A 21008-nucleotide genomic window follows, 5' to 3' on the forward strand; every position below is an offset into this window, starting at 1 on the left:
AAGATTTGGGATCTTAATTCGTAAAAAGGAGAAAAAATGGAATAATTTATCTTGTCAATGCGTTTTAAGTCCTCCATAATAAATGAGGTAGATTATAGAAAGGGACTTTTTTATATGAAAAATACTTATTTGACAGGATACTTTCCGCTGATTGCGATCCTGCTTTTTAGTTCGTCTTTATCGATTTCCACTTCACTTTACGCGTTGAAGCTGCTGTCTTCTTTCGGAATGTATGATGGAATGCTTGACTATTTTTCAGAGAAAGGGATCAGGCTTGCGTTATTTGCCGCCTTTGCACTTTTATATTTTATGGTTCTGTCCGCTCTGAAATTAATTGCGAATACCGTGACCGAACTGTCATTGCTGTTTTTTGCTAATGATCCGGAAGGGAACAACCTGAAAACAATCAGAATGGGTTCCATGGTTTATTTAGGCGGCGGGATTTTATCCTTTGTGCTTTTGCAAAATGTCATCTGGATTGTTATCTGGTTTGCGGTCGTTACGCTTGTTTACTTTGTTTTTATCGTATACCGGATTTATCCAACGCTTTCTCTCATGTCATTAGTCGGATTCATTCTATTGGAACTGCTGTTTTGGTTTACCTTTGTTATCGGTATTCTGTTCATATTTATCAAGCTTTATAATAGCATAATGGCTAGCTTACCTGTGTAAGCTAGCCATTTTTTCGTTTATGGTAAAAATCTTTTTTTAATAGAAGGGGAGGGGAGCATACATTCATTTTTTTTGCCAAACCACTTATAGCGGTTTTTGGCAATGAAAGAATAGATCATATCTCTGACAGGTTTCGGCACTGCAAAAAACAGGACGAAGAGCCGCCATGGGCCTCGCAGATGTCTGAGAACCTTGATGGCTGCAGTTGATTTTGTGTATACTTGGCCGTCTTCAATAAAGACAAAACTGTCAAACTGATCAGTCGGGAGCCCGCTTTTTTTCAGCAGGCTCTGTCCTGTTTCCGACTGCAGCGATGTAAAAGAAATCAATCCGTCTGGATCACGTTTAATGATAAATTGCACGGCGCCATTGCATAAATTGCACACGCCGTCAAACAGCAAAACGCGATTTGGAATTTGTTCTGATGTCACGCCATATCCCCTCCGATCCTTTAATAAGCCGCTTGCAGCGTTCCTTTCCAGATGGAAAGCTGAGGACTGATGCTGTGAAGATATTCAACGCTGCTCGGTGTATCCTTTCCGACCCAGACACCCATTGTGTACGTATCTGTCAGGCCGACGAACCACATGTCGTGATAATCATTTGATGTTCCTGTTTTACCGCCAATGTAAGGCGCTTTAAAATATGCTTTTTTTCCTGTCCCGCTTTTCACAACGGAATTCATCAGTTTCTTCAACTGCATATTCGTGCGGACGCTGAATATTTGAGTCGGTTTCTCATTCCATTTATAAAGCGTTTTTCCTTTTAAGTCTGTCACCTTTGTAATCGCATGGCTCGGCATATAGCTTCCGCTGTTGCCGAATGTCGTATACGCCCTTGTCATCTCAAGAGGCGTCATACCGTTTGTAAACCCGCCAAGCGCCGCCGGGAGAAGGTAGTCGCTGTCGACAAGTTTGGCGAAATGGTACGGCTCGATATAACTGAATGCTTTTTGGATGCCCACACGATCCAGCATTCTAATGGCCGGTGTATTGTATGAATTTTTAAACGCAGTATCGATCGTCACTGTGCCGTACGTGCGGTTATTGTAGTTTTGCGGACAATAATCTCTGCTGCAAAACTTGCTGGCATCGATGGTGCTGCTTGCTGTCGCGCCGGTCTGTTCAATATAAGGCCCGTAATCAAGCAGCGGCTTAATGGATGAACCTGGCTGTCTGTATGCCTGATAGGCGCGGTTAAAATCATATTTTTGATAGTTTTTCCCGCCGGATAGAGCGATGATTTGATGCGTCTGGTGATTAATCACAGCCGCTCCGCCCTGAACGTTTGCATACGGGAGTTTGGAATTCATTTGTGCCACAACTTGATTTTGCATGTACGGATCAAGTGCGGTATAAATTTTTACGCCGTCTTTCATCAGTGTACTGACTTTTGCGGAGAGCTCGTTTTCTATCTTTTCTTTTTGTTTCCCTGACGCTTTTTGAAGCCGTTTATCAAAGCCTTCTGATTCAGACACTAGCTGAGTGAATTCATCACTGACGTAGGAAACGTAGTCCGGATATTTGTCTTCTCTCTTTTCAACATCCAGTTTGATTTTTTGTTTGACGGCTTTTTTGAGCTCTTTATCCGTAATGACCCCGGCATCTTTTAACCCTTTAAGCAAACGTTCTTGACGGCTTTTCGTGTAGTCAAAATGCTTGAGAGGATCATATAATGTAGGGTTATTAGGTATAGAGCAGATAAAAGCCATTTCACCTACTGTGAGAGACTTCAGCGGTTTGCTGAAATAGAATTCAGCCGCTGAACCGACGCCGTAAACCCCATTGTTGAAATAAATGGTATTTAAGTAAGCTTCAAGTATTTCATTTTTCGTATACTTTTTCTCTAGCTGATAGGAATACGCGAGCTCAGTCAGCTTGCGGCTGAAGGAGCGTTCGTGGCTCAAATACAAGTTTCTTGAAAGCTGCTGCGTGATGGTGCTGGCGCCTTGGTCAATTTTCTTGTCTTTTACATTAGAAGCGGTTGCCCGCACCATTCCCATAAAGTCAAAGCCTTTATGCTCGTAAAAATGCCGGTCCTCAGACGTTAAGAAAATCTGTTTGACTTCCTCGGGAATCTTGTCAAATGGAACGAGCACGCGGTTTTCATGATCGCTGACAATTTCCGAGACAAGGGAGCCGTCCCTGTCATACATGTAGCTGTTCTGAACGAGGCTGATATCTTTCAGATTAATATTTTTATCAAGCACCTGATCCAGGGACTTCATTTGTTTTACTTCTTTTCCGGAAGCGATAACTGTAAATGCAAACAATGGGATTATGCAAAGGAGCAAAATCCATCCGATTATTTTTCGTAACATGGTCACTCTCTTTTCTCCTAAATTCTAGCCATATCGTACCATTCTTTTGAGTTTACGAGAAGGTTAAATTTAGAAGATGCCTCAGTTTTTTCTGAGAATCAGCTTGCTTTGGCATAAGATTCCCTCCGGAACTTCTGCATCATCCAAAGCATGCACGCGCCGGCGAAAAAGAGAAACGCTGTGACATAAAAGACGGCCGAAATTGTAAAATGGCTCGATATGATTCCGCCGATAAGAGGCCCGAGCACGTTTCCTAAAAAGCGAAAGCTGACATTGTAGCCGAGGATTTCCCCTTGAATGCTGCCGGGAGCCTGAACGCGGATCGCTGCCGTAATGCATGGCAGCAAGCCGCCCATCGCCATTCCAAATAAAAATCTGAACACAAGGAGCACGCTGAGTGAGGACGCGAGCGCCTGCGGAATAAAAAAGAAAGAGGCAGCGAGTAAAAGTCCGATTAAAATGCGCCGGTGGCCGTAGCGGTCGCCCAGGTCGCCCCATTTTCTAGCCAGCAGCAAACTTCCGAGTCCCGTTGCTGAAAATGCCATGCCGGAGAAAAAGGCCAGATTAACAGGTCCGTGCAGCTCATTTACATATAGAGCGAGCAACGGCTGGATACTAAAATTGCCTGTTTGAATCAGCATGGTTAACAGCATCATGACCCAAAGCGCCGGCTGGTGAAAAATATAGGAGAACACTTCTTTTCTCGTGTATGTCTTACGTTTGGCTGTCTTCTCTGCAAGAGGCTGTTCTTTGACCCCAAATAACACGAGAAGAACAGATGAAAAAATCACAAAGGATGTGATAAAAAAGGTATACGTAAAGCCGAAACGATCAGCAAGCAAGCCTCCCAAAAGCGGGCCGAACAAGCTTCCGGACACTTGCCCCATTTGCAGCGTGCCGAGTGTTTTGCCGGCTGAGTTCTTCGGAGTCTGTGCCGAAATCATCGCAAGAGAGGTCGGAATAAATCCGGTTACAAGACCCATCGCCATACGCAGAAAAAACAATTGGTACACCGATGTAACAAAGCCCATGAATAAAATGCTGAGGGCAATGCCTGTTCCGGTTGCCATAAGGATTTTCTTGTATCCGTGTTTGTCTCCGAACCGCCCCCAAAACGGCGATACCAAAAACGCCATGAGAAATGTAATGCCGAACACATAGCCGCTCCATCTTTGCACAAAGCCGTTTGAAAAAGTGCTGAGCGTCTCAATGTATAAGGAGAGAAAAGGAACGATCATCGTTGTGCTGGCTGAGACAAAAAAGTTCGCCAGCCACACAATGACGAAGTTCTTCTTACGGTTAGAAATAACATCACCTTCTTATTATTTCGGGTTCCTTACCAATTATAAAGAAACGATTCACGATTTAAAAGAAACAAAGCGGCTGGGAAAATTCATTATTTTTAGAAAATGAAGAAAGGTCGAGAAGATGAATTGATATACTATAAAGATAGTATTTTCTGATCGGAGGAAAGGCAGGTGTAAAAAGGTGACGACAAACAGCTTACTCATTATTGATTTCGAATTTACGATGCCTGAGGGGAAGTACAGTCCGCAAAACTTTTTCCCGGAAATCATTGAAGCCGGAATTGTAAAGTCGGTTGATGATGAAGTAGTTGAGACGTTTTCTAGCTATGTCAGACCGAAAAAATTCCCGAAGCTGACGAAACGCTGCAAATCATTTTTAAAGATAACGCAAAAGCAGGTAGACGAGGGGATGAGGTTCGAGGATTTCATCCGTAAACTAAACGAACTGGACCCTGAGAAAAACAGCACAATTATTACGTGGGGAAACATGGACATGAAGGTACTGAAGCAAAACTGTATGTTTAACCATATTCCATTCCCTTTTAAGGGGGAAATGAGAGATTTATCGCTCGAATACAAAAACTTTTTTGGAGACCGGACACTGACGGGTTTGTGGAAAGCTGCCGAGGAGTATGGAGATGCCGGAACGGGCACCCATCATAAAGCGCTTGATGATGCCCTCACAGCACATAAGCTTTTTAAGCTTGTTGAACAGGATAAGCAGTATCTCGAAAAGCCAAAACCGCCGACAATCGGCGAAAGAATCGATTTATCCGAACTGTTCAAGCGCGCAACGTAAAAAACCCAATCTTTTGTCAGACTGGGTTACGGCCGGTTATAATACTCTTTTTCTAAAATATCCAGATTATTCAGGGAGCGCTTTGCCCACTCCGAACCATCCTCATTTAATTTGGCTCTCAGCTGTGCTGCCGCCTCCCGCAGAGACTCGTTATAATCTGGCACTTCACCGTCATAAGGCTTCACCATATGATGGGGGATGTTGGTCTGTTCACCGTATGCGAGCGCTTTTCTCTCATGAAAAAACGGCACATCCGCCTGTTTTGGATGATGAAGGTCTCCTTGAGCGGGATGGGTGAGAACCGCTTTGATTTTCACTAAATAATGCTGCGGCCTGCAAGCGGTGATTTCTCCTATGTATACACCTGTTTTATAAAATCCTTTAACGATAGAGCCTGTCTCAAACGTGCTCATTTGTCATCACCTCGCCTTTATTCTATTAAAGTTCCTCTCGATTTGCTAGTGAGGAAGGTTGGCGGGAAGTTTAATTGTTACGGTGGTGCCTCTTTGGAAACTGCTGTTAAACGAAATGGTCCCGTGATGATGTTCAATAATTGAAAAGGTAACGGAGAGCCCGAGCCCCGTTCCATTTGTTTTTAATGAATAATAAGGTTCGCCAAGTTTTTGCATCTGATGGTCTGTCATGCCGACCCCGTTATCTGAGATGTTTACCATAATCGTATGGCCACTTCCTTTGGCTGATATGTGAATCACTCCCTTCCCATGGGGAACCGCTTCAATGCTGTTTTTCATCAGGTTGATGACTGCCTGCTTCAGCTTTGTTGCGTCTCCATATATATAAAGGCCCGGCTCTGCTTCAGCCTCGACAGTTACAGACTTATAATTGGCATACGATACCATAAGGGAGCTTGTCTCTTTGATAAGCGCTGATAAATCAAAAACTTCTTTTTCGTACAATTGCTGTTTGGCCATATCGAGATAGTTTGTAATAATGCCTTGCGCCCGGTCAAGTTCTGACAGTACAAGCTTTTTGTAATCCGTACTCGATTGGTTTTGAAGGGTTTCGTCATTAAAAAGCAGCTGGACAAACCCGCGGACAACAGTCAGCGGATTTCTGACTTCATGAGCGACGCTCGCTGCCAGTTCACTCACAATCGTCATTTTTTCTGAATGGATCAGCTGTGAACGCAGGGCGATATTTTCGGCGATGCTTTCGATAATATAGATGCTTAAAAGAAGAACGCTGGAGCGGAACAGCCCTGAGACAGCCGCCTCATAAAGTAAAATTCCTGAATTTTGAAAATTTAAAATATTTAAGGCGGAAAAAATCAAGCTGGAGGCGAAAACCAAGAAGATCTCCGAGCAGCCGATCAATAAAGTCAGCATCAGCTTTCTCGCTTTGGACATGAATGGCCATTTTTTCTGAAATAAAATTGGGATGAGAATAAGAAAAGGCAGCAAAGTGAAAACAAACATTGCGGAAGGTTCATAAAACAGCAGTTCAAAACATAAGACAGATACGGCGACTGTAAGTCCGGAAGCAGTACTAATGTAAAATAAACAAATGATGATAGGAATCATCTGAAGGCCGTACTGTATGTAGTCCATTTCCCGAATAGGGAATACAATGCATAAGATGGAGGCGCCGCACGCGAACAACGTGACCAATACGCTGTTTATTTTTGGCACAAGGATCGCCGGCTTTCCGAGCCAAAACACTTGGTAAAGAAGAATAGGAAACAAAATAAAGCAGATATGCAGGAGGTAGTCTTTTAGAATTTCCATTCGTTGTGAAATCCTTTCATATAAAATATGAATCTATTATAACACTAAATATTAGAAGGGAAAAATAAAATTCCTTTATTAAGAACGCCTTTACGAATGAAGACGTAAAGGCGTTCAACAGTTATATTTACGCTAATGCCGCTTTGATGCGGCGCAGGCCGTCCTGCAAGGTTGCGAGAGAGCATCCCGCGTTCAGACGCATAAACCCTTCTCCGCCAGGCCCGTATTTCGTCCCTGGCTCTAAAATGATTTTTCCCTTTTTCAGCATCCTTTGCTGAAGCTCCGCGTCGGACAAGCCGTAAGCGCTGAAATCGAGCCAGATCAGGTATGATGCATCCGGTCTCATCATTTTAACTTTTGGGAGCTCGTTGCTCAAAAAGGCTTCTGCTTCGTTCATGTTTTTCTCAAGGTAAGAGATCAATTCATCGAGCCATGGCCCGCCTTTTGAATAAGCGGCTTCGATCGCAGTGACGGCAAACGCGTTCAGCCCGCCTAAACCGTTGCGCTGCAGGCTTGCGGAAAACTTGGCGCGCTTCAGCCGATCAGGAATAATGATGGCTGACGCCTGTAATCCGGCGATATTAAATGTTTTGCTTGGCGCAGCACATGTCACGGAAATCTCGGCGAAATCGTCAGAGAGAGAAGCGAACGGCGTATGTTTGTGACCGTACAGCATTAAATCGGAATGGATTTCATCTGATACAATTGTGACGCCGTGCTCAATACACAATTCGCCGAGCTTCAGTAAATCTTCCCGTCCCCATGAACGTCCTGACGGGTTATGAGGATTGCATAAAATGAACAATTTGACGCTTGGATCACTAAGTTTCGTCTCCAAATCTTCAAAATCTATTTCATATGCGCCTTCTTTTTCAAGCAGCGGATTATGTAAAACATGCCGGCCGTTTTTCTCAATCATATGGTAAAAGGGCGTATAAACAGGAGGCTGGACAACCACTTGATCTTCAGGTTCCGTGAAAGCTTGTACCGCCATGCTCAAAGCTGTGACAACGCCCGGGCTGAATGTAATGCTTTCCGGGTTTACCTTCCAGCCGTGCCTGCTTTGCATCCATCCGCACACAGCATTCTTCGTTTTTTGATCTGGAGCCGTATAACCGAAAATCCCGTGGCTGAGGCGCTCTTTTAATGCTTCAGTTATTGCTTCCGGCGCGCGGAAATCCATATCTGCCACCCACATCGGGAGTGCGTCTTCCACGCCGAATAATTCGCCTGTTTTGTCCCATTTGACCGATTGGGTGCCAAGGCGTTCTTCTCGTTTATCAAAGTTCATTCTGTTACCCCCTCATGTTGGTTTATTCATCTTAGCGTAACTATGATAAAATAAAACTCCAAATTTTATTATAAGCGGTGATCAATATGGAAGAAAGTCAAGCGGTCAGGGAAATGATCAAGATCATTGCCAAGTGGGACCCGTTTAAATATGGAGAAGAGTTTTACGAAACCGAGGCTGTTGATGTCGTACAGGCGGTCTATGATGAAGACGATCCCAACGTGCTGGCGAAAAGCATTCAGGGTATATTTGAAACTTCTTTTGAACAAACGCTGCCGATCGGCAGCTGCCGGGAAGTGGCTGGCCAGCTTTTATTCATTAAAAACAGCAGCTCCTGCACGCCTTAAAAAACCGGTATCAATCCGGTTTTTTTGTTATTTGATGAACTCCGCAATGTGTTCTGAAACGAATTCAGGCCGTTCCTCAGGCACCAGATGTCCGGTCTGGCCAAGTGAGTACAGCACGGAATCAGGCAAATCCCTGTGCAGCCGTTTACCAATCTCCACAGGGACAATTCGGTCCTCCTCGCCCCAAATCAATAGAGCAGGCTTGTTCATTTTCTTTAATTGCTCGGATTCTAAGTCTCCTTCTCTATGGCGGATAAACTTTGTCATGGCTCTGAAAATCTCCTCGTCTTGAAACGGCCTGCCATAGCCGTCAATCATCTCCTCATCAATCAGCGATTTGTCATGCACAACATTCAATAAATTTTTCACCACGCCTTCTTTCGAAAGCCAGCGCTTAATATAAAGATGAAAATACGGGAGGTGGGTCCCGAAAATGATCGTCGGGTGTGAACGTTTTAAATACCCTGAACTGCAGAGCAGTACAACCTTTGTAAAAAGCTCCGGCTTTTGCAGCGCAGCAGCCAGCGATATCTGCCCGCCCATAGAATGGCCGACAAGCGCAGCCTGTTTCACTTGCAAGTGTTCCAAAATCCTAATGACAAGCTTAGCGAGATTTTGATACGTATAGATAAAGGTTCTTGATTTTTCAGATTGGCCGAAAGGAGGCAAATCAAGTGCGATGATGTCGTACTTGTCCCGAAGCAGAGGGATTACTTTTCTGAAGCTGAAGGCAGACGATAAAAAACCGTGTACGCAGACAAGTGTTTGCCTGCCCGGATTTTGATAATGTTCGCAGTATACATTTACCCCATCGACTGTAAGCCGCCTTATTGGTGAAATCGCCTCCATTCGTGTCACTCCCTTTCATGTGATGTCTGTATTGTGCCCTGAAATTGTCAATTCTAGCGGAAGTTTCTCCTCGTTTTTTTCTTAGCATTCGTCAAAAAACGTGATATAATGTCATGAAGATTTCTTGACATTGCAAAGGTGTGAATTGAATGAAATTGACAGAAAAAGAAACAGAAATATTAGAAATTTTAGACGAAAACAGCCGCGCCGATTTCGAAACAATCGCAAAGATGGCGGGCATCCCTGTCAATGAAGTAAAAGCAATTATTGACAAACTGGAAAAAGAAAAGGTTATCATCGATTATTCCGCTATGATTGACTGGCGAAAAGTCGACGGACATGAAGGTGTCACAGCCATGATTGACGTCAAAGTAACGCCGAAGCGGGGAGTCGGTTTTGATGAAGTGGCGGAACGCATTTATCGATTCCAAGAGGTTGAATCAGTTTACCTGATGTCAGGCGTGTACGATTTATCTGTCGTGATTCGCGGTCATTCGATGTCTGACGTAGCGCGTTTTGTTTCAGATAAACTGTCAACCCTTGATTCAGTTGTATCGACAACCACTCATTTTATCCTGAAAAAATACAAGCATGACGGCAAAGTGTTTGAAACAGGAGACGACGACAAAAGAATCGTGGTGTCACCGTAAATGACTTCGTATTTATCTGACTATGTACAACAAATAAAACCGTCCGGCATCCGCAAATTCTTTGATTTGGCGGCAACGATGGAAGGCGTGATTTCTTTAGGCGTCGGCGAGCCTGATTTTGTTACTGCATGGAATGTACGCGAAGCAAGCATTCTTTCTCTTGAACAAGGATATACGTCGTACACAGCCAATGCCGGTTTATACTCATTGCGTGAGGAAATCAGCCGTTATTTGAGCAGCAGGTTTGATCTTCGCTATTCGCCAGACAATGAGCTCATTGTGACCGTAGGGGCGAGTCAGGCTTTGGATATTGCGATCCGCGCTATTGTGAATCCAGGTGAGGAAGTCATCATTCCTGAGCCGTGTTTTGTGGCGTACGATGCGCTCGTTTCTTTGGCAGGCGGCATTCCGGTTCATGTCCATACAACGGCAGACAAAGGATTTAAAGCGACGGCGGCGGATTTTGAAGCGGCTGTCACCGGAAAAACAAAAGCCATTCTCATCTGCTCGCCATCGAATCCGACAGGTTCGGTTTATTCGAAGGAAGAGCTGAATGAAATTGCGGAGTTTGCCAAAAAACATGACGTAATCGTCTTAGCCGATGAGATCTACGCGGAGCTGACATATGATGAGGAGTTCACAAGCATAGCGGCATTACCGGAAATGAAGGAACGGACGGTTGTCATCTCGGGCTTTTCAAAAGCGTTTGCGATGACGGGCTGGAGGCTCGGTTTTGCAGCAGCGCCACCTGTGCTTCGGGATGCAATGCTTAAAATTCACCAGTATGCCATGATGTGCGCGCCGGCAATGGCGCAGTTTGCCGCCTTGGAAGGCCTGAAGAACGGCATGGAAGATGTAGAAAAAATGAAAAAAAGTTATCGAAGAAGACGGAATTTGTTTGTGGAAACGCTCAATGAAATCGGCCTCAGCTGTCATCATCCAGGCGGCGCTTTCTATGCTTTTCCATCCATCAAAAGCACGGGGATGAGCTCGGAGCAGTTTGCCGAAGAGCTTCTGACACAGGAAAAAGTGGCTGTTGTTCCGGGAAGTGTGTTTGGTCCGAGCGGTGAAGGCTATATTCGCTGTTCATACGCAACCTCGATCGAGCAGCTTCAAGAAGCGTTAGTCAGAATGAAGCGCTTCCTGAACAAAACGACATAAAAAAAGATACGAACCTTTTGTTCGCATCCAATAAAAGGGGGGAATACTAGAAAGCCTTTGGTATTTGCAGTTTACCCCCTTTTCGCTATGCTTAAACCTTATTTTTTATAAAAGTTTTCTTTGCGGAAATAAAACATCTGTGATATAATTTTAAATTGCGTATAAACAGATATTTAATTTAACTTAGGAGTTGTTATGAATGGCAGCAAAATTTGAAGTGGGCAGTGTTTACACTGGTAAAGTTACAGGATTACAAGCGTATGGTGCGTTTGTTGCATTAGATGAAGAAACTCAAGGTTTAGTACACATTTCTGAAGTCACTCATGGTTTCGTAAAAGATATCAATGAGCACCTTTCAATTGGCGACGAAGTACAAGTAAAAGTACTTGCTGTTGACGAAGAAAAAGGAAAAATCAGCCTTTCAATTCGTGCGACACAATCTGCGCCTGAGAAAAAAGAAAGCAAACCAAGAAAACCTAAAGCTGCGCACGTAAGCGAAGAAGCTTCTGCACCACAAGGTTTCAACACATTAAAAGATAAGCTTGAAGAGTGGATCGAAATGTCCAACCGCAAAGACCTTATCAAAAAATAAGCATCAAAAAAGCACCGGACAGGAATGTTCGGTGCTTTTGATTTAATGCAAAGTCCCAAAACACTATGTTTTGGGACTTTTTCTCCTTTTTCAGCGTGATTGAAAACCTTTGAAGTCTAGGAAGGGCGAGCATTGGAGCACAGCGAATGTACAATCCCGTGAGCACCAACGCGCAGACCTGACAACGAATGCGAAGGTTTGTCAACTCGCTGAAGCACCGAAATGTCCGGTGATTTTTTATCCTATCGCATCTCAGGATTTGCTGCCTCTTCACGAGATGTTTGCTCGTTTGGCTTAAACAGCAGGCCGAGGTTGATTAATCCGGCGATTCCGACAAGTCCGTAAATGATACGGGAAAGGGCTGACCCTTGGCCGCCGAAGATGGCCGCTACTAAGTCAAATTGGAAAAATCCGATCAGTCCCCAGTTAATGGCGCCAATGATGGTTAAAACAAGACAAATTCTCTGGATCGTACTCATGTTTTGCAACCTCCTCCATGAATTATTAAAACAGTTATAGATTGTGACATATTGGAGAATCTATACATGCATTCTCCATATTGAGGGAAACTGTTCTGCCCTCGCCTATATGAGTTCTTTCCCAGCATGTTGCAATATCAAACCATACGATATGCCGCCCAGTGAGAGCTGATTGCTTTACATACAGTAAGGACATTCTGCATAATAAATAATCTAAGGAGGAGATGTCATGCAAAACTTTACATACTGGAATCCGACCAAATTAATTTTCGGGCGCGGGGAAGTGGAAAGACTGCCGGAGGAACTCAAACCTTACGGGAAAAACGTATTGCTTGTCTATGGAGGCGGAAGCATTAAACGCAGCGGCCTGTATGATCAAGTGATTGAACAGCTGAAAAAAGCCGGAGTGACCGTGCATGAATTAGCGGGCGTAGAACCGAATCCGCGTGTGTCGACTGTTAATAAGGGTGTCGCCCTTTGTAAACAACACAACATAGATTTCTTGCTGGCTGTCGGCGGCGGAAGTGTCATCGACTGTACAAAGGCGATTGCTGCAGGAGCGAAGTATGATGGTGATGCGTGGGATATCGTCACGAAAAAATACCAGCCGAAGGACGCTTTGCCATTCGGAACCGTATTGACTCTCGCTGCGACTGGTTCTGAAATGAACTCAGGCTCGGTTATTACAAACTGGGAAACAAAAGAAAAATACGGCTGGGGCAGCCCGCTTGTATTCCCTAAATTCTCGATTCTCGATCCGGTGAATACATTTACAGTCCCTAAAAATCACACGATCTACGGTATGGTTGACATGATGAGCCACGTTTTCGAACAATACTTCCATCATGCATCAAACACGCCATATCAGGACCGTATGTGTGAATCACTTCTGCGCACAGTCATTGAAACTGCGCCTAAACTGATCAATGATCTCGAAAATTACGAATTGCGTGAGACAATCCTGTACACAGGAACAATTGCGTTAAACGGCATGCTTTCTATGGGTGCAAGAGGGGATTGGGCAACTCATAATATTGAACATGCGGTATCAGCCGTTTATGATATTCCGCATGCCGGCGGACTGGCGATTCTGTTCCCGAACTGGATGAGACACACATTGTCTGAGAACCCTGCCCGCATGAAACAGCTTGCAGTTCGTGTGTTTGATGTTGAAGAAGCTGGTAAAACAGATGAAGAAATCGCACGTGAAGGTATCGATAAGCTGTCTGCGTTCTGGACAAGCCTTGGCGCTCCGAACCGTCTTGCTGATTACGATATTAATGATGAGCAGCTTGAGACAATTGCTGACAAGGCTATGGCTAATGGGACATTCGGCCAGTTTAAATCACTCAACAAAGAAGATGTGCTGGAAATTTTAAAAGCATCTCTATAAAACAAGGGGGAAGCAGCTGTTTGTCTGCTTCTCTTTTCTTTTTGTAAATTTATGCTACAATAGAAAATCTGTTTTTTAATCAGCGTCATTTGGAGGTTTCACAATGGAAAATTTCACTTATTATAATCCGACGAAGCTGATCTTCGGAAAAGGTCAGATTGAACAATTAAGAAAAGAATTAAAACAATATGGAAAGAATGTACTGCTTGTCTACGGCGGGGGCAGCATTAAACGCAACGGCCTGTATGATCAAGTCACAGGCATTTTAACAGAAGAAGGCGCAGTTTTTCATGAGCTGTCAGGTGTAGAGCCGAATCCGCGTCTTGCGACAGTGGAAAAAGGCATAGACCTATGCAGAGAGCATGACATTGATTTTCTGCTCGCTGTCGGCGGTGGAAGCGTTATTGACTGCACAAAAGCAATTGCTGCCGGTGTCAAATATGACGGTGACGCTTGGGATATTTTCAGCAAAAAAGCAACAGCAGAGGATGCGCTGCCATTCGGCACTGTTTTAACTCTTGCTGCGACAGGCTCTGAAATGAACCCTGATTCCGTCATTACAAACTGGGAAACAAACGAGAAATATGTATGGGGCAGCAATGTGACTCATCCGCGTTTCTCTATATTAGATCCTAAAAATACGTTCACTGTCCCAGAAAATCAAACCGTATACGGCATGGTTGACATGATGAGCCACGTATTTGAACAATACTTCCATAATGTTGAAAATACACCGCTTCAAGACAGAATGTGCTTTGCGGTTCTGCAGACGGTTATCGAAACAGCGCCTAAGCTTCTTGAAGATCTGGAGAACTACGAACATCGTGAAACGATTTTGTATGCAGGGACAATCGCTTTAAACGGCACGCTCCAGATGGGCTACTTCGGCGACTGGGCTTCTCATACAATGGAGCACGCCGTTTCAGCTGTGTATGATATTCCGCATGCGGGCGGACTGGCGATTCTGTTCCCGAACTGGATGAGATACACGCTTGATACAAATGTCGGCCGCTTTAAAAACCTCATGCTCAACATGTTTGCCATTGATACTGAAGGCAAAACAGATAAAGAAATCGCGCTTGAAGGCATCGACAGGCTGTCTGCATTCTGGACAAGCCTCGGCGCGCCTTCCCGCCTTGCCGATTACGATATCGGAGAAGATAAGCTTGAGCTGATTGCTGATATCGCAGCCAAAGAAATGGAACACGGCGGCTTCGGCAACTTCCAAAAGCTGAACAAAGATGACGTGCTCGCCATCCTGCGCGCGTCACTATAAACCTAGAGGGCGGAATCCAATCATTCCGCCCTTTCTTCTTCACTTGATTTCACAGATAAGTTCATATAAAGTGAAAGATGAAAACATTATACCGTTATGGAGGGACAAGCAATGACGCATGTACGCTTTGACTACTCAAAAGCGTTGACTTTCTTCAACGAACATGAACTTACATACCTGCGGGACTTTGTAAAAACAGCACACCATAATATTCATGAAAAAACAGGCGCTGGCAGTGATTTTCTAGGCTGGGTGGACCTCCCTGAACATTATGATAAAGAAGAATTCGCGCGCATCAAAAAAAGCGCGGAAAAAATCAAATCTGACTCTGATGTATTGCTTGTTGTCGGAATCGGCGGTTCTTACCTTGGGGCGCGGGCTGCGATTGAAGCGCTTAATCACGCGTTTTATAACACTTTGCCAAAAGCAAAACGCGGCAATCCGCAAGTTATTTTCATCGGAAACAACATCAGTTCATCTTATATGAGAGATGTCATGGATCTTCTTAAAGATGTGGACTTCTCTATAAATGTGATTTCTAAATCAGGTACGACAACTGAACCTGCAATCGCTTTCCGTATTTTCCGCAAGCTTCTTGAAGAGAAATACGGCAAAGAAGAAGCGAAAGCGCGGATTTACGCGACAACTGATAAAGAGCGCGGCGCATTAAAAACGCTTTCTGATGAAGAAGGCTTTGAAACATTTGTCATTCCTGATGATGTCGGCGGCCGTTATTCTGTATTAACAGCTGTTGGCCTCTTGCCGATTGCTGTCAGCGGCGTCAACATTGACGACATGATGAAAGGCGCACTGGATGCGAGCAAAGATTTTGCAGCATCTGAATTGGAAGAAAACCCTGCGTACCAATATGCGGTTGTTCGCAATGTACTTTATAATAAGGGCAAAACAATCGAAATGCTCATCAACTACGAGCCGGCGCTTCAATACTTTGCGGAATGGTGGAAGCAGCTGTTCGGAGAAAGTGAAGGGAAAGATGAGAAGGGCATTTATCCTTCTTCAGCTAACTATTCAACAGACCTTCATTCATTAGGCCAGTATGTACAAGAAGGCCGCAGAGATTTATTTGAAACGGTGCTGAATGTAGAGAAACCTAAACATGAGCTGACAATTGAAGAAGCCGATAACGATCTTGACGGCTTAAACTATTTAGCCGGAAAAACGGTCGATTTCGTTAACAAGAAAGCGTTCCAGGGCACAATGCTTGCCCATACAGACGGAAATGTTCCGAACTTAATCGTTAACATTCCTGAGCTGAACGCATATACTTTTGGATACCTTGTATATTTCTTCGAAAAAGCCTGCGCGATGAGCGGTTATCTCCTTGGCGTCAATCCATTTGACCAGCCTGGAGTAGAAGCGTATAAAGTCAATATGTTTGCGTTGCTTGGCAAACCTGGCTTTGAAGAGAAAAAAGCAGAGCTTGAAAAACGTCTGGAAGAGTAATGTGAGAAAGCTGACTGGCATGTGCCGGTCGGCTTTTTATAAAATCAGAAAGGTGCTGATGTTCATGAAACAAATGGTTAAACATCTCATCATTGCCGGTTTTTCTGCAACTGTTCTATGTCTCCTTATCTCCTTCGATTCCGTGTACACAGCGTTTTCTTCAAGCTATGGCGGTACGCTATTACACTTTTTCATCCACGCCTTTCTTCTTATTGGTTTGCCGCTTGCCCTTTTTACCGATGCGGTACACCGGATGATGCAATTAAAACGATCTCATACCCTGTTCACTAAATTAGGACTCTATGCAGCAGTTGTTTATCTTTCATGGGAATCGGCTGCAGGACTTGCAGCGGCAATGGCTGTTTACTTTTTAATTGAATGCGCTTTCTTTTCTGTTGGCCGTAAGAAAGAAACAACAACGATTTCCATGTAGTTCGCCTTTGAATGAAGTCTTGTTCGGCAGGACAGGATAAGTGAAAAAAGGGGCATTTTGATGATTACAATACCTTCCGCGATAGATGGGCAGTCTTTTCTGCTTCAAGAACTGGAACAAGTCATGAAGCCGCTCGGTTATGGAATAAACGGCGGCTGGGAATACGATCACGGCTACTTTGATTATAAAATTGATGATCAAGACGGCTATTTGTTTTTAAGGATACCCGTCAATGCGGTACAGGGTAGTCTCGATGAACGAGGGGCGGCCGTTCGGATCGGCACGCCATTTATGCTGAGGCAGGTGTTTCATTCGGGGCTTGACGACAATGCCGAGGGAGGTCCGTTTCAATCACTGTTTAATCAATTTTCCGAGCCGGAAAGGCGCGACGCGGAAATTGACCCTGCGTATTTAGATATCGGCGCCTCTCTTGTAAAAGAATTGGAGGATGTTCTGCTGCATTAGATCGCAAGAAATTGGTCTGTTTCGAGTACTTTATATGTAAGAGGAGGGGAAATCTCCAGCCCTTCCTCTTTTTGTACGCCGATAATTGTAGTGTTGTGATCAAGGAAATAGAGGACACACGTTTTGTAAGCGGCTCCCTTTAGATGATCAGGAACAGAAAGGAGCTTTACATGTTGATCTAGTGTCAGATTGATTCCATTCTGCTTAGACGGCTGTAATTTGACTTGGTAATGCTGCAGTATCGCTCGGCTGATAAATTCTGAAGTTCCGATGATTTGATTAGCGCCTGCCCGCTCCGCATTGGTGACAAAACGGTCAGTCAAAATCTCGACGATGCAGTAAGCAAGGGGGTTAAGCCCTTTAACAGATAAAAGAATCAACACTGACAGCATATCTGCTTCAGTTTCACTTTTATACTGATCGGCTGTAATCATGACGGATTCAGCTTCAGTAATATTGGCCCGTTTCAGTGTCTCATCATCTGCAGCATGGCCCCGTATGAAATGAAGGTTTTCGATAAGCGGGCCTTCTTTCAAAGATTCATCAATCAGCACTACCGTCTTGGAAGGATTCGCAAGCTGCAGCGCCTTCAGCAGCCGGTTAGTTTTTTCGTTCCATCCAATCAGAATAATGTGGCCCCGCCCTTTGTAAGCAACTTTTCCTTCAATGTAGCGGTGCTGTCTGCTGAATGCGGCCGCTGATAACGTGGCGAAATAGGCGGTGACAAAGCTTGCTCCAGTCAAAATCAGCAGTATTCCGGCTGCCTGTCCCAGCGGCGTGTGCGGCACATAGTCTCCATAGCCGACTGTCGAAACGGTAACAACAGCCCACCAAATACCTTCAAATACCGAAGTGAACTGTTTCGGCTCAAGTATATAAATGATTTGGCCGAACAAAAGAATCAGAAATAAAATAATAACCCCGATTCGGATAAATAACGGCCACCTGAGCCACGAAATAAATATCCGATTTGATTTCATTCTTTTTCTCCTTCTTCAGATAATGAGATGGATAAAATCTGTTTAATAATCGTGTTTAATTTCTCATTTAGTTTTTCCTGGCCGTACATATCCCGGGCCTGTTTCATCAAATCGGCTGTATCATCTTCAAGCTGAATAAGCGGCTCATCGATTTCCGAGTCATTATAAAGCTGGATAAATGCATCCAGCCCTTCATTCATTCGGTCGATTGCTGTGCTCAGCTGTTCCTTTTCCTCACTCGTCACTTTCATGGCTTCCATCACACCCGTGCTTTTTTCTAACAGTATGTCCCACTTCAGGTGATGTTTTTCAAAAAATGAACAAAACATATAAAAACGGGTTTCTCCATAAACTAAAGCAAAAAGGATGAAAAAGATGACGATCATTCAAAGAACGATCGTGGTTTTGATCGGAACCCAGCTTGCGGCATCCGCGGTGATTTTGTTTATTTTTGATTTGAATTCATATAATCACTTTTCCGGCGGCTTCTCCTGGCTTCATTTTTTGAAGAAGAATGTCGGCGGCTTTGCCTTTTATTTGTTTTCAGCAGGACTGTTCTTTCTGCTGATCGGAATGTGTGTCCCGAGCCGGAAGAAGAAGCGCATTTCTGTACACGAGAAAGAAAACTCATTAAAATAATCGTAACAAAGAAAGATTTGATCATAGAAAAAGGATGATGAAAAATGCTGTTTATATTTTTAACAATAGCCGCATTGGGATTGTCGTTTTGGGCACAATTTAAAGTGAAGAGCAACTTTCAAAAATATTCAAAAGTGGAAGCCTCAAGCGGACGTACAGGGGCAGAAACGGCAAGACGGATTTTAGATATAAACGGTCTTTACGACGTGCCGGTCGAACCGGTAAGAGGCACTTTAACAGACCATTACGACCCGACAAGACGGGTGGTGCGTTTATCTGAGCCGGTCTATTACGGCCGCTCAATTTCCGCCATCTCCGTAGCTTCCCATGAAGTCGGACACGCCTTGCAGCATCAGGAAGCATATGGTGCGCTTGTGCTGAGACATAAAATCTTCCCAGTCGTGAATTTTGCATCCGGTGTAGCTCCTTTTCTTTTCTTAGGAGGCATGCTTCTCGGCAGCCTTAATTTGATCGGGCTTGGCATCATTCTGTTTTCAGCCGCTGTCTTTTTCCAGCTGGTTACACTGCCTGTCGAATTTAATGCAAGTTCACGCGCGAAGCAAATTATTGTGTCAGAAGGATTCATCCGAAACACTGAAGAGAATGGGGTTAATAAAGTGCTGAGCGCTGCTGCCTTAACATATGTGGCCGCCGCCCTGGTTTCCCTGTTTGAGCTTCTTCGCTTTGTGATGATTTTCTTAAACGGTCGTAATGAGAATTAACGTTAAGGAGGTGGCCCCTTACCATTTATGGTAAGGGCTTTTTTTGCTTATTTTACAATTGGTCGCTATTTTTGTATTGGTTGGCATTACGGCTTTTTTCGTCGCAGCAGAATTTGCAATCGTCAAAATCAGAGGGTCAAAAATCAATCAGCTTATTGACAGTGGCGATAGCCGGGCGCTTGCCGCACACAAAATCATCTCCAATCTGGACGAGTATTTATCAGCCTGCCAGCTCGGGATTACCATTACAGCTCTCGGCCTTGGATGGCTAGGTGAACCGACATTTGAACGCATTCTTCATCCTTTATTTGAGATGACAGGCATCCCGGAACCGATGAACCACATTGTCACATTTATCATTGCATTTATCATCGTCACTTTTTTGCATGTGGTGCTGGGGGAGCTTGCCCCGAAAACGGTTTCCATTCAAAAGGCTGAAGCTGTCAGCTTATGGGTTGCAAAGCCCTTGATTTGGTTTTATAAAATCATGTTTCCGTTTATTAAAGCATTGAACGGCTCCGCAAGTTTTTTTGTGAAATTATTTGGCTTTCATTCTGTGAAGGAGCATGAGGTTGTCATCAGCGAGGAGGAACTGCGGCTGATCCTTTCAGAAAGCTATGAAAAAGGAGAAATCAATCAGTCTGAATTCCGCTATGTGAATAAGATTTTTGAATTTGACAACCGGGTAGCGAGAGAGATCATGATCCCGCGGACAGAAATTGCGGTCATCTCGCTGGAGCAGTCGCTTGAAGAAGCGATTCATCACATTATTAATGAACGGTATACACGCTACCCTGTCATCAAAGAAGACAAGGATCATATTTTAGGAATCATCAACAGCAAAGATATGTTTAAAGCCTATTTTCTCGGCAAGCCGATAAAGTTAAAGCAGATCATGAGGCCCGTGATCAGGGTTATCGAAAGCATCCCTGTTCAGCAGCTTTTGATCCGCATGCAGAAGGAGCGGATTCACATGGCGATTCTCGTAGACGAATACGGAGGAACGGCGGGGCTTGTCACTGTCGAGGATATTATCGAGGAAATCGTCGGGGACATCCGCGATGAATATGATCAGGATGAAACGCCGCACATTTTGAAAAAAGGCGAGCACCATTATGTGATGGATGGAAAAGCGCTAATAGACGAAGTGAACGATCTGCTCGACATTGCCATTGAAAATGAAGAAATTGATACGATCGCAGGCTGGCTTCTGACGCAAAAAATGGAGCTGAAAGCAGGGGATGTGATACACGCGGAGGGCTGCGAATTTAAAATTCGCGATGCAGAAGATCATCACATCCGTTTTGTAGAAATTAAAAAAACTGACTTTTTATAAAAAGCAGCCGAAGATTGAACGGCTGTTTTTTTTCTGAAAAAGCAATGCTGTAAAACCTTTTGTCTACATAAGATATATAGACCGGGAC

Annotated in this window: 25 protein-coding genes; 15 read left to right on the top strand and 10 right to left on the bottom strand. The window is 44.2% G+C overall.

Annotated features, from left to right (window positions below):
- Positions 1 to 114: 114 nt before the first annotated feature.
- Positions 115 to 672, top strand: coding sequence for a YufK family protein (locus V6D44_RS10195; protein WP_087993395.1), 558 nt, complete (start codon positions 115 to 117; stop codon positions 670 to 672).
- A gap of 17 nt (positions 673 to 689) precedes the next feature.
- Here V6D44_RS10195 and V6D44_RS10200 read toward each other — a convergent pair whose 3' ends face one another.
- The 3 genes from V6D44_RS10200 to V6D44_RS10210 all read right to left on the bottom strand — a co-directional run bounded on the left by V6D44_RS10200 (position 690) and on the right by V6D44_RS10210 (position 4299).
- The gene (locus V6D44_RS10200; RefSeq protein WP_087993394.1) at positions 690 to 1103 is read right to left on the bottom strand and encodes a thiol-disulfide oxidoreductase DCC family protein; all 414 of its coding nucleotides are present in this window, start codon (positions 1101 to 1103) and stop codon (positions 690 to 692) included.
- 20 nt (positions 1104 to 1123) lie between these two features.
- Positions 1124 to 2998, bottom strand: coding sequence for a transglycosylase domain-containing protein (locus tag V6D44_RS10205; protein ID WP_087993393.1), 1875 nt, complete (start codon positions 2996 to 2998; stop codon positions 1124 to 1126).
- A 92-nt stretch (positions 2999 to 3090) separates the two neighbouring features.
- Entirely contained in the window at positions 3091 to 4299 is a 1209-nt protein-coding gene (locus tag V6D44_RS10210) for a multidrug efflux MFS transporter (protein WP_333516490.1), read from the bottom strand.
- On the opposite strand from V6D44_RS10210, the gene V6D44_RS10215 reads away from it, so the two are divergent.
- A complete protein-coding gene (locus V6D44_RS10215) occupies positions 4202 to 4405 on the top strand; it encodes a hypothetical protein (protein ID WP_087993410.1) in 204 nt (67 codons plus the stop codon). The two genes, V6D44_RS10210 and V6D44_RS10215, sit on opposite strands and share 98 nt — an antisense overlap.
- A 75-nt stretch (positions 4406 to 4480) precedes the next feature.
- On the top strand, positions 4481 to 5098 hold the full coding sequence (gene kapD / locus V6D44_RS10220; protein WP_087993391.1) for a 3'-5' exonuclease KapD: 618 nt from the start codon (positions 4481 to 4483) through the stop codon (positions 5096 to 5098).
- Between the two features lie 26 nt (positions 5099 to 5124).
- Here the strand turns inward: kapD and kapB are convergent, their stop codons facing one another.
- From kapB to patB, 3 genes are all read right to left on the bottom strand, one after another.
- A complete protein-coding gene (kapB, locus tag V6D44_RS10225) occupies positions 5125 to 5511 on the bottom strand; it encodes a kinase-associated lipoprotein KapB (RefSeq protein ID WP_087993390.1) in 387 nt (128 codons plus the stop codon).
- A 45-nt stretch (positions 5512 to 5556) separates the two neighbouring features.
- Positions 5557 to 6843 carry a sensor histidine kinase gene (locus tag V6D44_RS10230; RefSeq protein WP_087993389.1) on the bottom strand — a complete coding sequence of 429 codons (1287 nt, stop codon included), beginning with the start codon at positions 6841 to 6843 and terminating at the stop codon, positions 5557 to 5559.
- Between the two features lie 127 nt (positions 6844 to 6970).
- Entirely contained in the window at positions 6971 to 8134 is a 1164-nt protein-coding gene (gene patB / locus V6D44_RS10235; protein WP_253268525.1) for a cystathionine beta-lyase PatB, read from the bottom strand.
- Between the two features lie 86 nt (positions 8135 to 8220).
- Here patB and V6D44_RS10240 point away from each other — a divergent pair, with 86 nt between their 5' ends.
- Positions 8221 to 8481: a YugE family protein gene (locus V6D44_RS10240; protein WP_087993387.1), complete on the top strand. Its 261-nt coding sequence runs from the start codon at positions 8221 to 8223 to the stop codon at positions 8479 to 8481.
- 27 nt (positions 8482 to 8508) lie between these two features.
- On the opposite strand, the gene V6D44_RS10245 is transcribed toward V6D44_RS10240, so the two are convergent.
- Positions 8509 to 9330 (bottom strand): alpha/beta fold hydrolase, encoded by an 822-nt coding sequence (locus tag V6D44_RS10245; RefSeq protein ID WP_087993386.1) that lies wholly within the window; start codon positions 9328 to 9330, stop codon positions 8509 to 8511.
- A gap of 149 nt (positions 9331 to 9479) precedes the next feature.
- Here V6D44_RS10245 and V6D44_RS10250 point away from each other — a divergent pair, with 149 nt between their 5' ends.
- From V6D44_RS10250 to yugI, 3 genes are all read left to right on the top strand, one after another.
- Positions 9480 to 9980, top strand: coding sequence for an Lrp/AsnC family transcriptional regulator (locus tag V6D44_RS10250; protein WP_202328148.1), 501 nt, complete (start codon positions 9480 to 9482; stop codon positions 9978 to 9980).
- On the top strand, positions 9981 to 11141 hold the full coding sequence (locus V6D44_RS10255; protein ID WP_087993384.1) for an aminotransferase: 1161 nt from the start codon (positions 9981 to 9983) through the stop codon (positions 11139 to 11141).
- Between the two features lie 199 nt (positions 11142 to 11340).
- A complete protein-coding gene (gene yugI, locus V6D44_RS10260; RefSeq protein ID WP_253268523.1) occupies positions 11341 to 11733 on the top strand; it encodes a S1 domain-containing post-transcriptional regulator GSP13 in 393 nt (130 codons plus the stop codon).
- 242 nt (positions 11734 to 11975) lie between these two features.
- Here the strand turns inward: yugI and V6D44_RS10265 are convergent, their stop codons facing one another.
- Positions 11976 to 12212: a DUF378 domain-containing protein gene (locus V6D44_RS10265; protein ID WP_010329881.1), complete on the bottom strand. Its 237-nt coding sequence runs from the start codon at positions 12210 to 12212 to the stop codon at positions 11976 to 11978.
- A gap of 229 nt (positions 12213 to 12441) precedes the next feature.
- Here V6D44_RS10265 and V6D44_RS10270 point away from each other — a divergent pair, with 229 nt between their 5' ends.
- From V6D44_RS10270 to V6D44_RS10290, 5 genes are all read left to right on the top strand, one after another.
- Positions 12442 to 13605 carry an iron-containing alcohol dehydrogenase gene (locus tag V6D44_RS10270; RefSeq protein WP_202328149.1) on the top strand — a complete coding sequence of 388 codons (1164 nt, stop codon included), beginning with the start codon at positions 12442 to 12444 and terminating at the stop codon, positions 13603 to 13605.
- 103 nt (positions 13606 to 13708) lie between these two features.
- A complete protein-coding gene (locus V6D44_RS10275) occupies positions 13709 to 14881 on the top strand; it encodes an iron-containing alcohol dehydrogenase (RefSeq protein WP_087993381.1) in 1173 nt (390 codons plus the stop codon).
- A 111-nt stretch (positions 14882 to 14992) separates the two neighbouring features.
- The gene (locus V6D44_RS10280; RefSeq protein WP_148963938.1) at positions 14993 to 16345 is read left to right on the top strand and encodes a glucose-6-phosphate isomerase; all 1353 of its coding nucleotides are present in this window, start codon (positions 14993 to 14995) and stop codon (positions 16343 to 16345) included.
- Between the two features lie 58 nt (positions 16346 to 16403).
- Positions 16404 to 16778: a hypothetical protein gene (locus tag V6D44_RS10285; protein WP_202328238.1), complete on the top strand. Its 375-nt coding sequence runs from the start codon at positions 16404 to 16406 to the stop codon at positions 16776 to 16778.
- Between the two features lie 60 nt (positions 16779 to 16838).
- The gene (locus tag V6D44_RS10290) at positions 16839 to 17243 is read left to right on the top strand and encodes a YugN-like family protein (protein ID WP_087993379.1); all 405 of its coding nucleotides are present in this window, start codon (positions 16839 to 16841) and stop codon (positions 17241 to 17243) included.
- Here V6D44_RS10290 and V6D44_RS10295 read toward each other — a convergent pair.
- On the bottom strand, positions 17240 to 18223 hold the full coding sequence (locus V6D44_RS10295; protein WP_087993378.1) for a potassium channel family protein: 984 nt from the start codon (positions 18221 to 18223) through the stop codon (positions 17240 to 17242). The two genes, V6D44_RS10290 and V6D44_RS10295, sit on opposite strands and share 4 nt — an antisense overlap.
- Positions 18220 to 18552 carry a biofilm formation protein MstX gene (mstX, locus tag V6D44_RS10300; RefSeq protein ID WP_087993377.1) on the bottom strand — a complete coding sequence of 111 codons (333 nt, stop codon included), beginning with the start codon at positions 18550 to 18552 and terminating at the stop codon, positions 18220 to 18222. The genes V6D44_RS10295 and mstX overlap by 4 nt, the downstream gene beginning before the upstream one ends.
- Positions 18553 to 18598: 46 nt before the next feature.
- On the opposite strand from mstX, the gene V6D44_RS10305 reads away from it, so the two are divergent.
- Genes V6D44_RS10305 through V6D44_RS10315 form a run of 3 tightly spaced genes read left to right on the top strand, consistent with a single transcriptional unit; the run spans position 18599 to position 20920 of the window.
- Positions 18599 to 18862: a hypothetical protein gene (locus V6D44_RS10305; protein WP_087993376.1), complete on the top strand. Its 264-nt coding sequence runs from the start codon at positions 18599 to 18601 to the stop codon at positions 18860 to 18862.
- A 44-nt stretch (positions 18863 to 18906) separates the two neighbouring features.
- The gene (locus tag V6D44_RS10310) at positions 18907 to 19584 is read left to right on the top strand and encodes a zinc metallopeptidase (RefSeq protein WP_087993375.1); all 678 of its coding nucleotides are present in this window, start codon (positions 18907 to 18909) and stop codon (positions 19582 to 19584) included.
- Between the two features lie 43 nt (positions 19585 to 19627).
- Positions 19628 to 20920, top strand: a complete 1293-nt coding sequence (locus tag V6D44_RS10315; protein WP_253268520.1) for a hemolysin family protein — start codon at positions 19628 to 19630, stop codon at positions 20918 to 20920.
- The last annotated feature ends 88 nt before the right edge of the window (positions 20921 to 21008 follow it).

Origin of the sequence: Bacillus sp. 0209A, from assembly GCF_036765095.1 — a bacterium.
Taxonomy (GTDB): domain Bacteria; phylum Bacillota; class Bacilli; order Bacillales; family Bacillaceae; genus Bacillus; species Bacillus subtilis_G.

Coding starts and splice junctions, on each gene's coding strand:
- V6D44_RS10310 (WP_087993375.1), top strand. CDS start 18,907: ATGCTGTTTATATTTTTAACAATAGCCGCATTGGGATTGTCGTTTTGG.
- V6D44_RS10250 (WP_202328148.1), top strand. CDS start 9,480: ATGAAATTGACAGAAAAAGAAACAGAAATATTAGAAATTTTAGACGAA.
- kapB (WP_087993390.1), bottom strand. CDS start 5,511: ATGAGCACGTTTGAGACAGGCTCTATCGTTAAAGGATTTTATAAAACA.
- yugI (WP_253268523.1), top strand. CDS start 11,341: ATGGCAGCAAAATTTGAAGTGGGCAGTGTTTACACTGGTAAAGTTACA.
- V6D44_RS10275 (WP_087993381.1), top strand. CDS start 13,709: ATGGAAAATTTCACTTATTATAATCCGACGAAGCTGATCTTCGGAAAA.
- V6D44_RS10290 (WP_087993379.1), top strand. CDS start 16,839: ATGATTACAATACCTTCCGCGATAGATGGGCAGTCTTTTCTGCTTCAA.
- V6D44_RS10245 (WP_087993386.1), bottom strand. CDS start 9,330: ATGGAGGCGATTTCACCAATAAGGCGGCTTACAGTCGATGGGGTAAAT.
- V6D44_RS10230 (WP_087993389.1), bottom strand. CDS start 6,843: ATGGAAATTCTAAAAGACTACCTCCTGCATATCTGCTTTATTTTGTTT.
- V6D44_RS10215 (WP_087993410.1), top strand. CDS start 4,202: ATGTATAAGGAGAGAAAAGGAACGATCATCGTTGTGCTGGCTGAGACA.
- V6D44_RS10270 (WP_202328149.1), top strand. CDS start 12,442: ATGCAAAACTTTACATACTGGAATCCGACCAAATTAATTTTCGGGCGC.
- V6D44_RS10195 (WP_087993395.1), top strand. CDS start 115: ATGAAAAATACTTATTTGACAGGATACTTTCCGCTGATTGCGATCCTG.
- patB (WP_253268525.1), bottom strand. CDS start 8,134: ATGAACTTTGATAAACGAGAAGAACGCCTTGGCACCCAATCGGTCAAA.
- mstX (WP_087993377.1), bottom strand. CDS start 18,552: ATGTTTTGTTCATTTTTTGAAAAACATCACCTGAAGTGGGACATACTG.
- V6D44_RS10295 (WP_087993378.1), bottom strand. CDS start 18,223: ATGAAATCAAATCGGATATTTATTTCGTGGCTCAGGTGGCCGTTATTT.
- V6D44_RS10305 (WP_087993376.1), top strand. CDS start 18,599: ATGACGATCATTCAAAGAACGATCGTGGTTTTGATCGGAACCCAGCTT.
- V6D44_RS10285 (WP_202328238.1), top strand. CDS start 16,404: ATGTTCATGAAACAAATGGTTAAACATCTCATCATTGCCGGTTTTTCT.
- V6D44_RS10255 (WP_087993384.1), top strand. CDS start 9,981: ATGACTTCGTATTTATCTGACTATGTACAACAAATAAAACCGTCCGGC.
- V6D44_RS10265 (WP_010329881.1), bottom strand. CDS start 12,212: ATGAGTACGATCCAGAGAATTTGTCTTGTTTTAACCATCATTGGCGCC.
- V6D44_RS10280 (WP_148963938.1), top strand. CDS start 14,993: ATGACGCATGTACGCTTTGACTACTCAAAAGCGTTGACTTTCTTCAAC.
- V6D44_RS10240 (WP_087993387.1), top strand. CDS start 8,221: ATGGAAGAAAGTCAAGCGGTCAGGGAAATGATCAAGATCATTGCCAAG.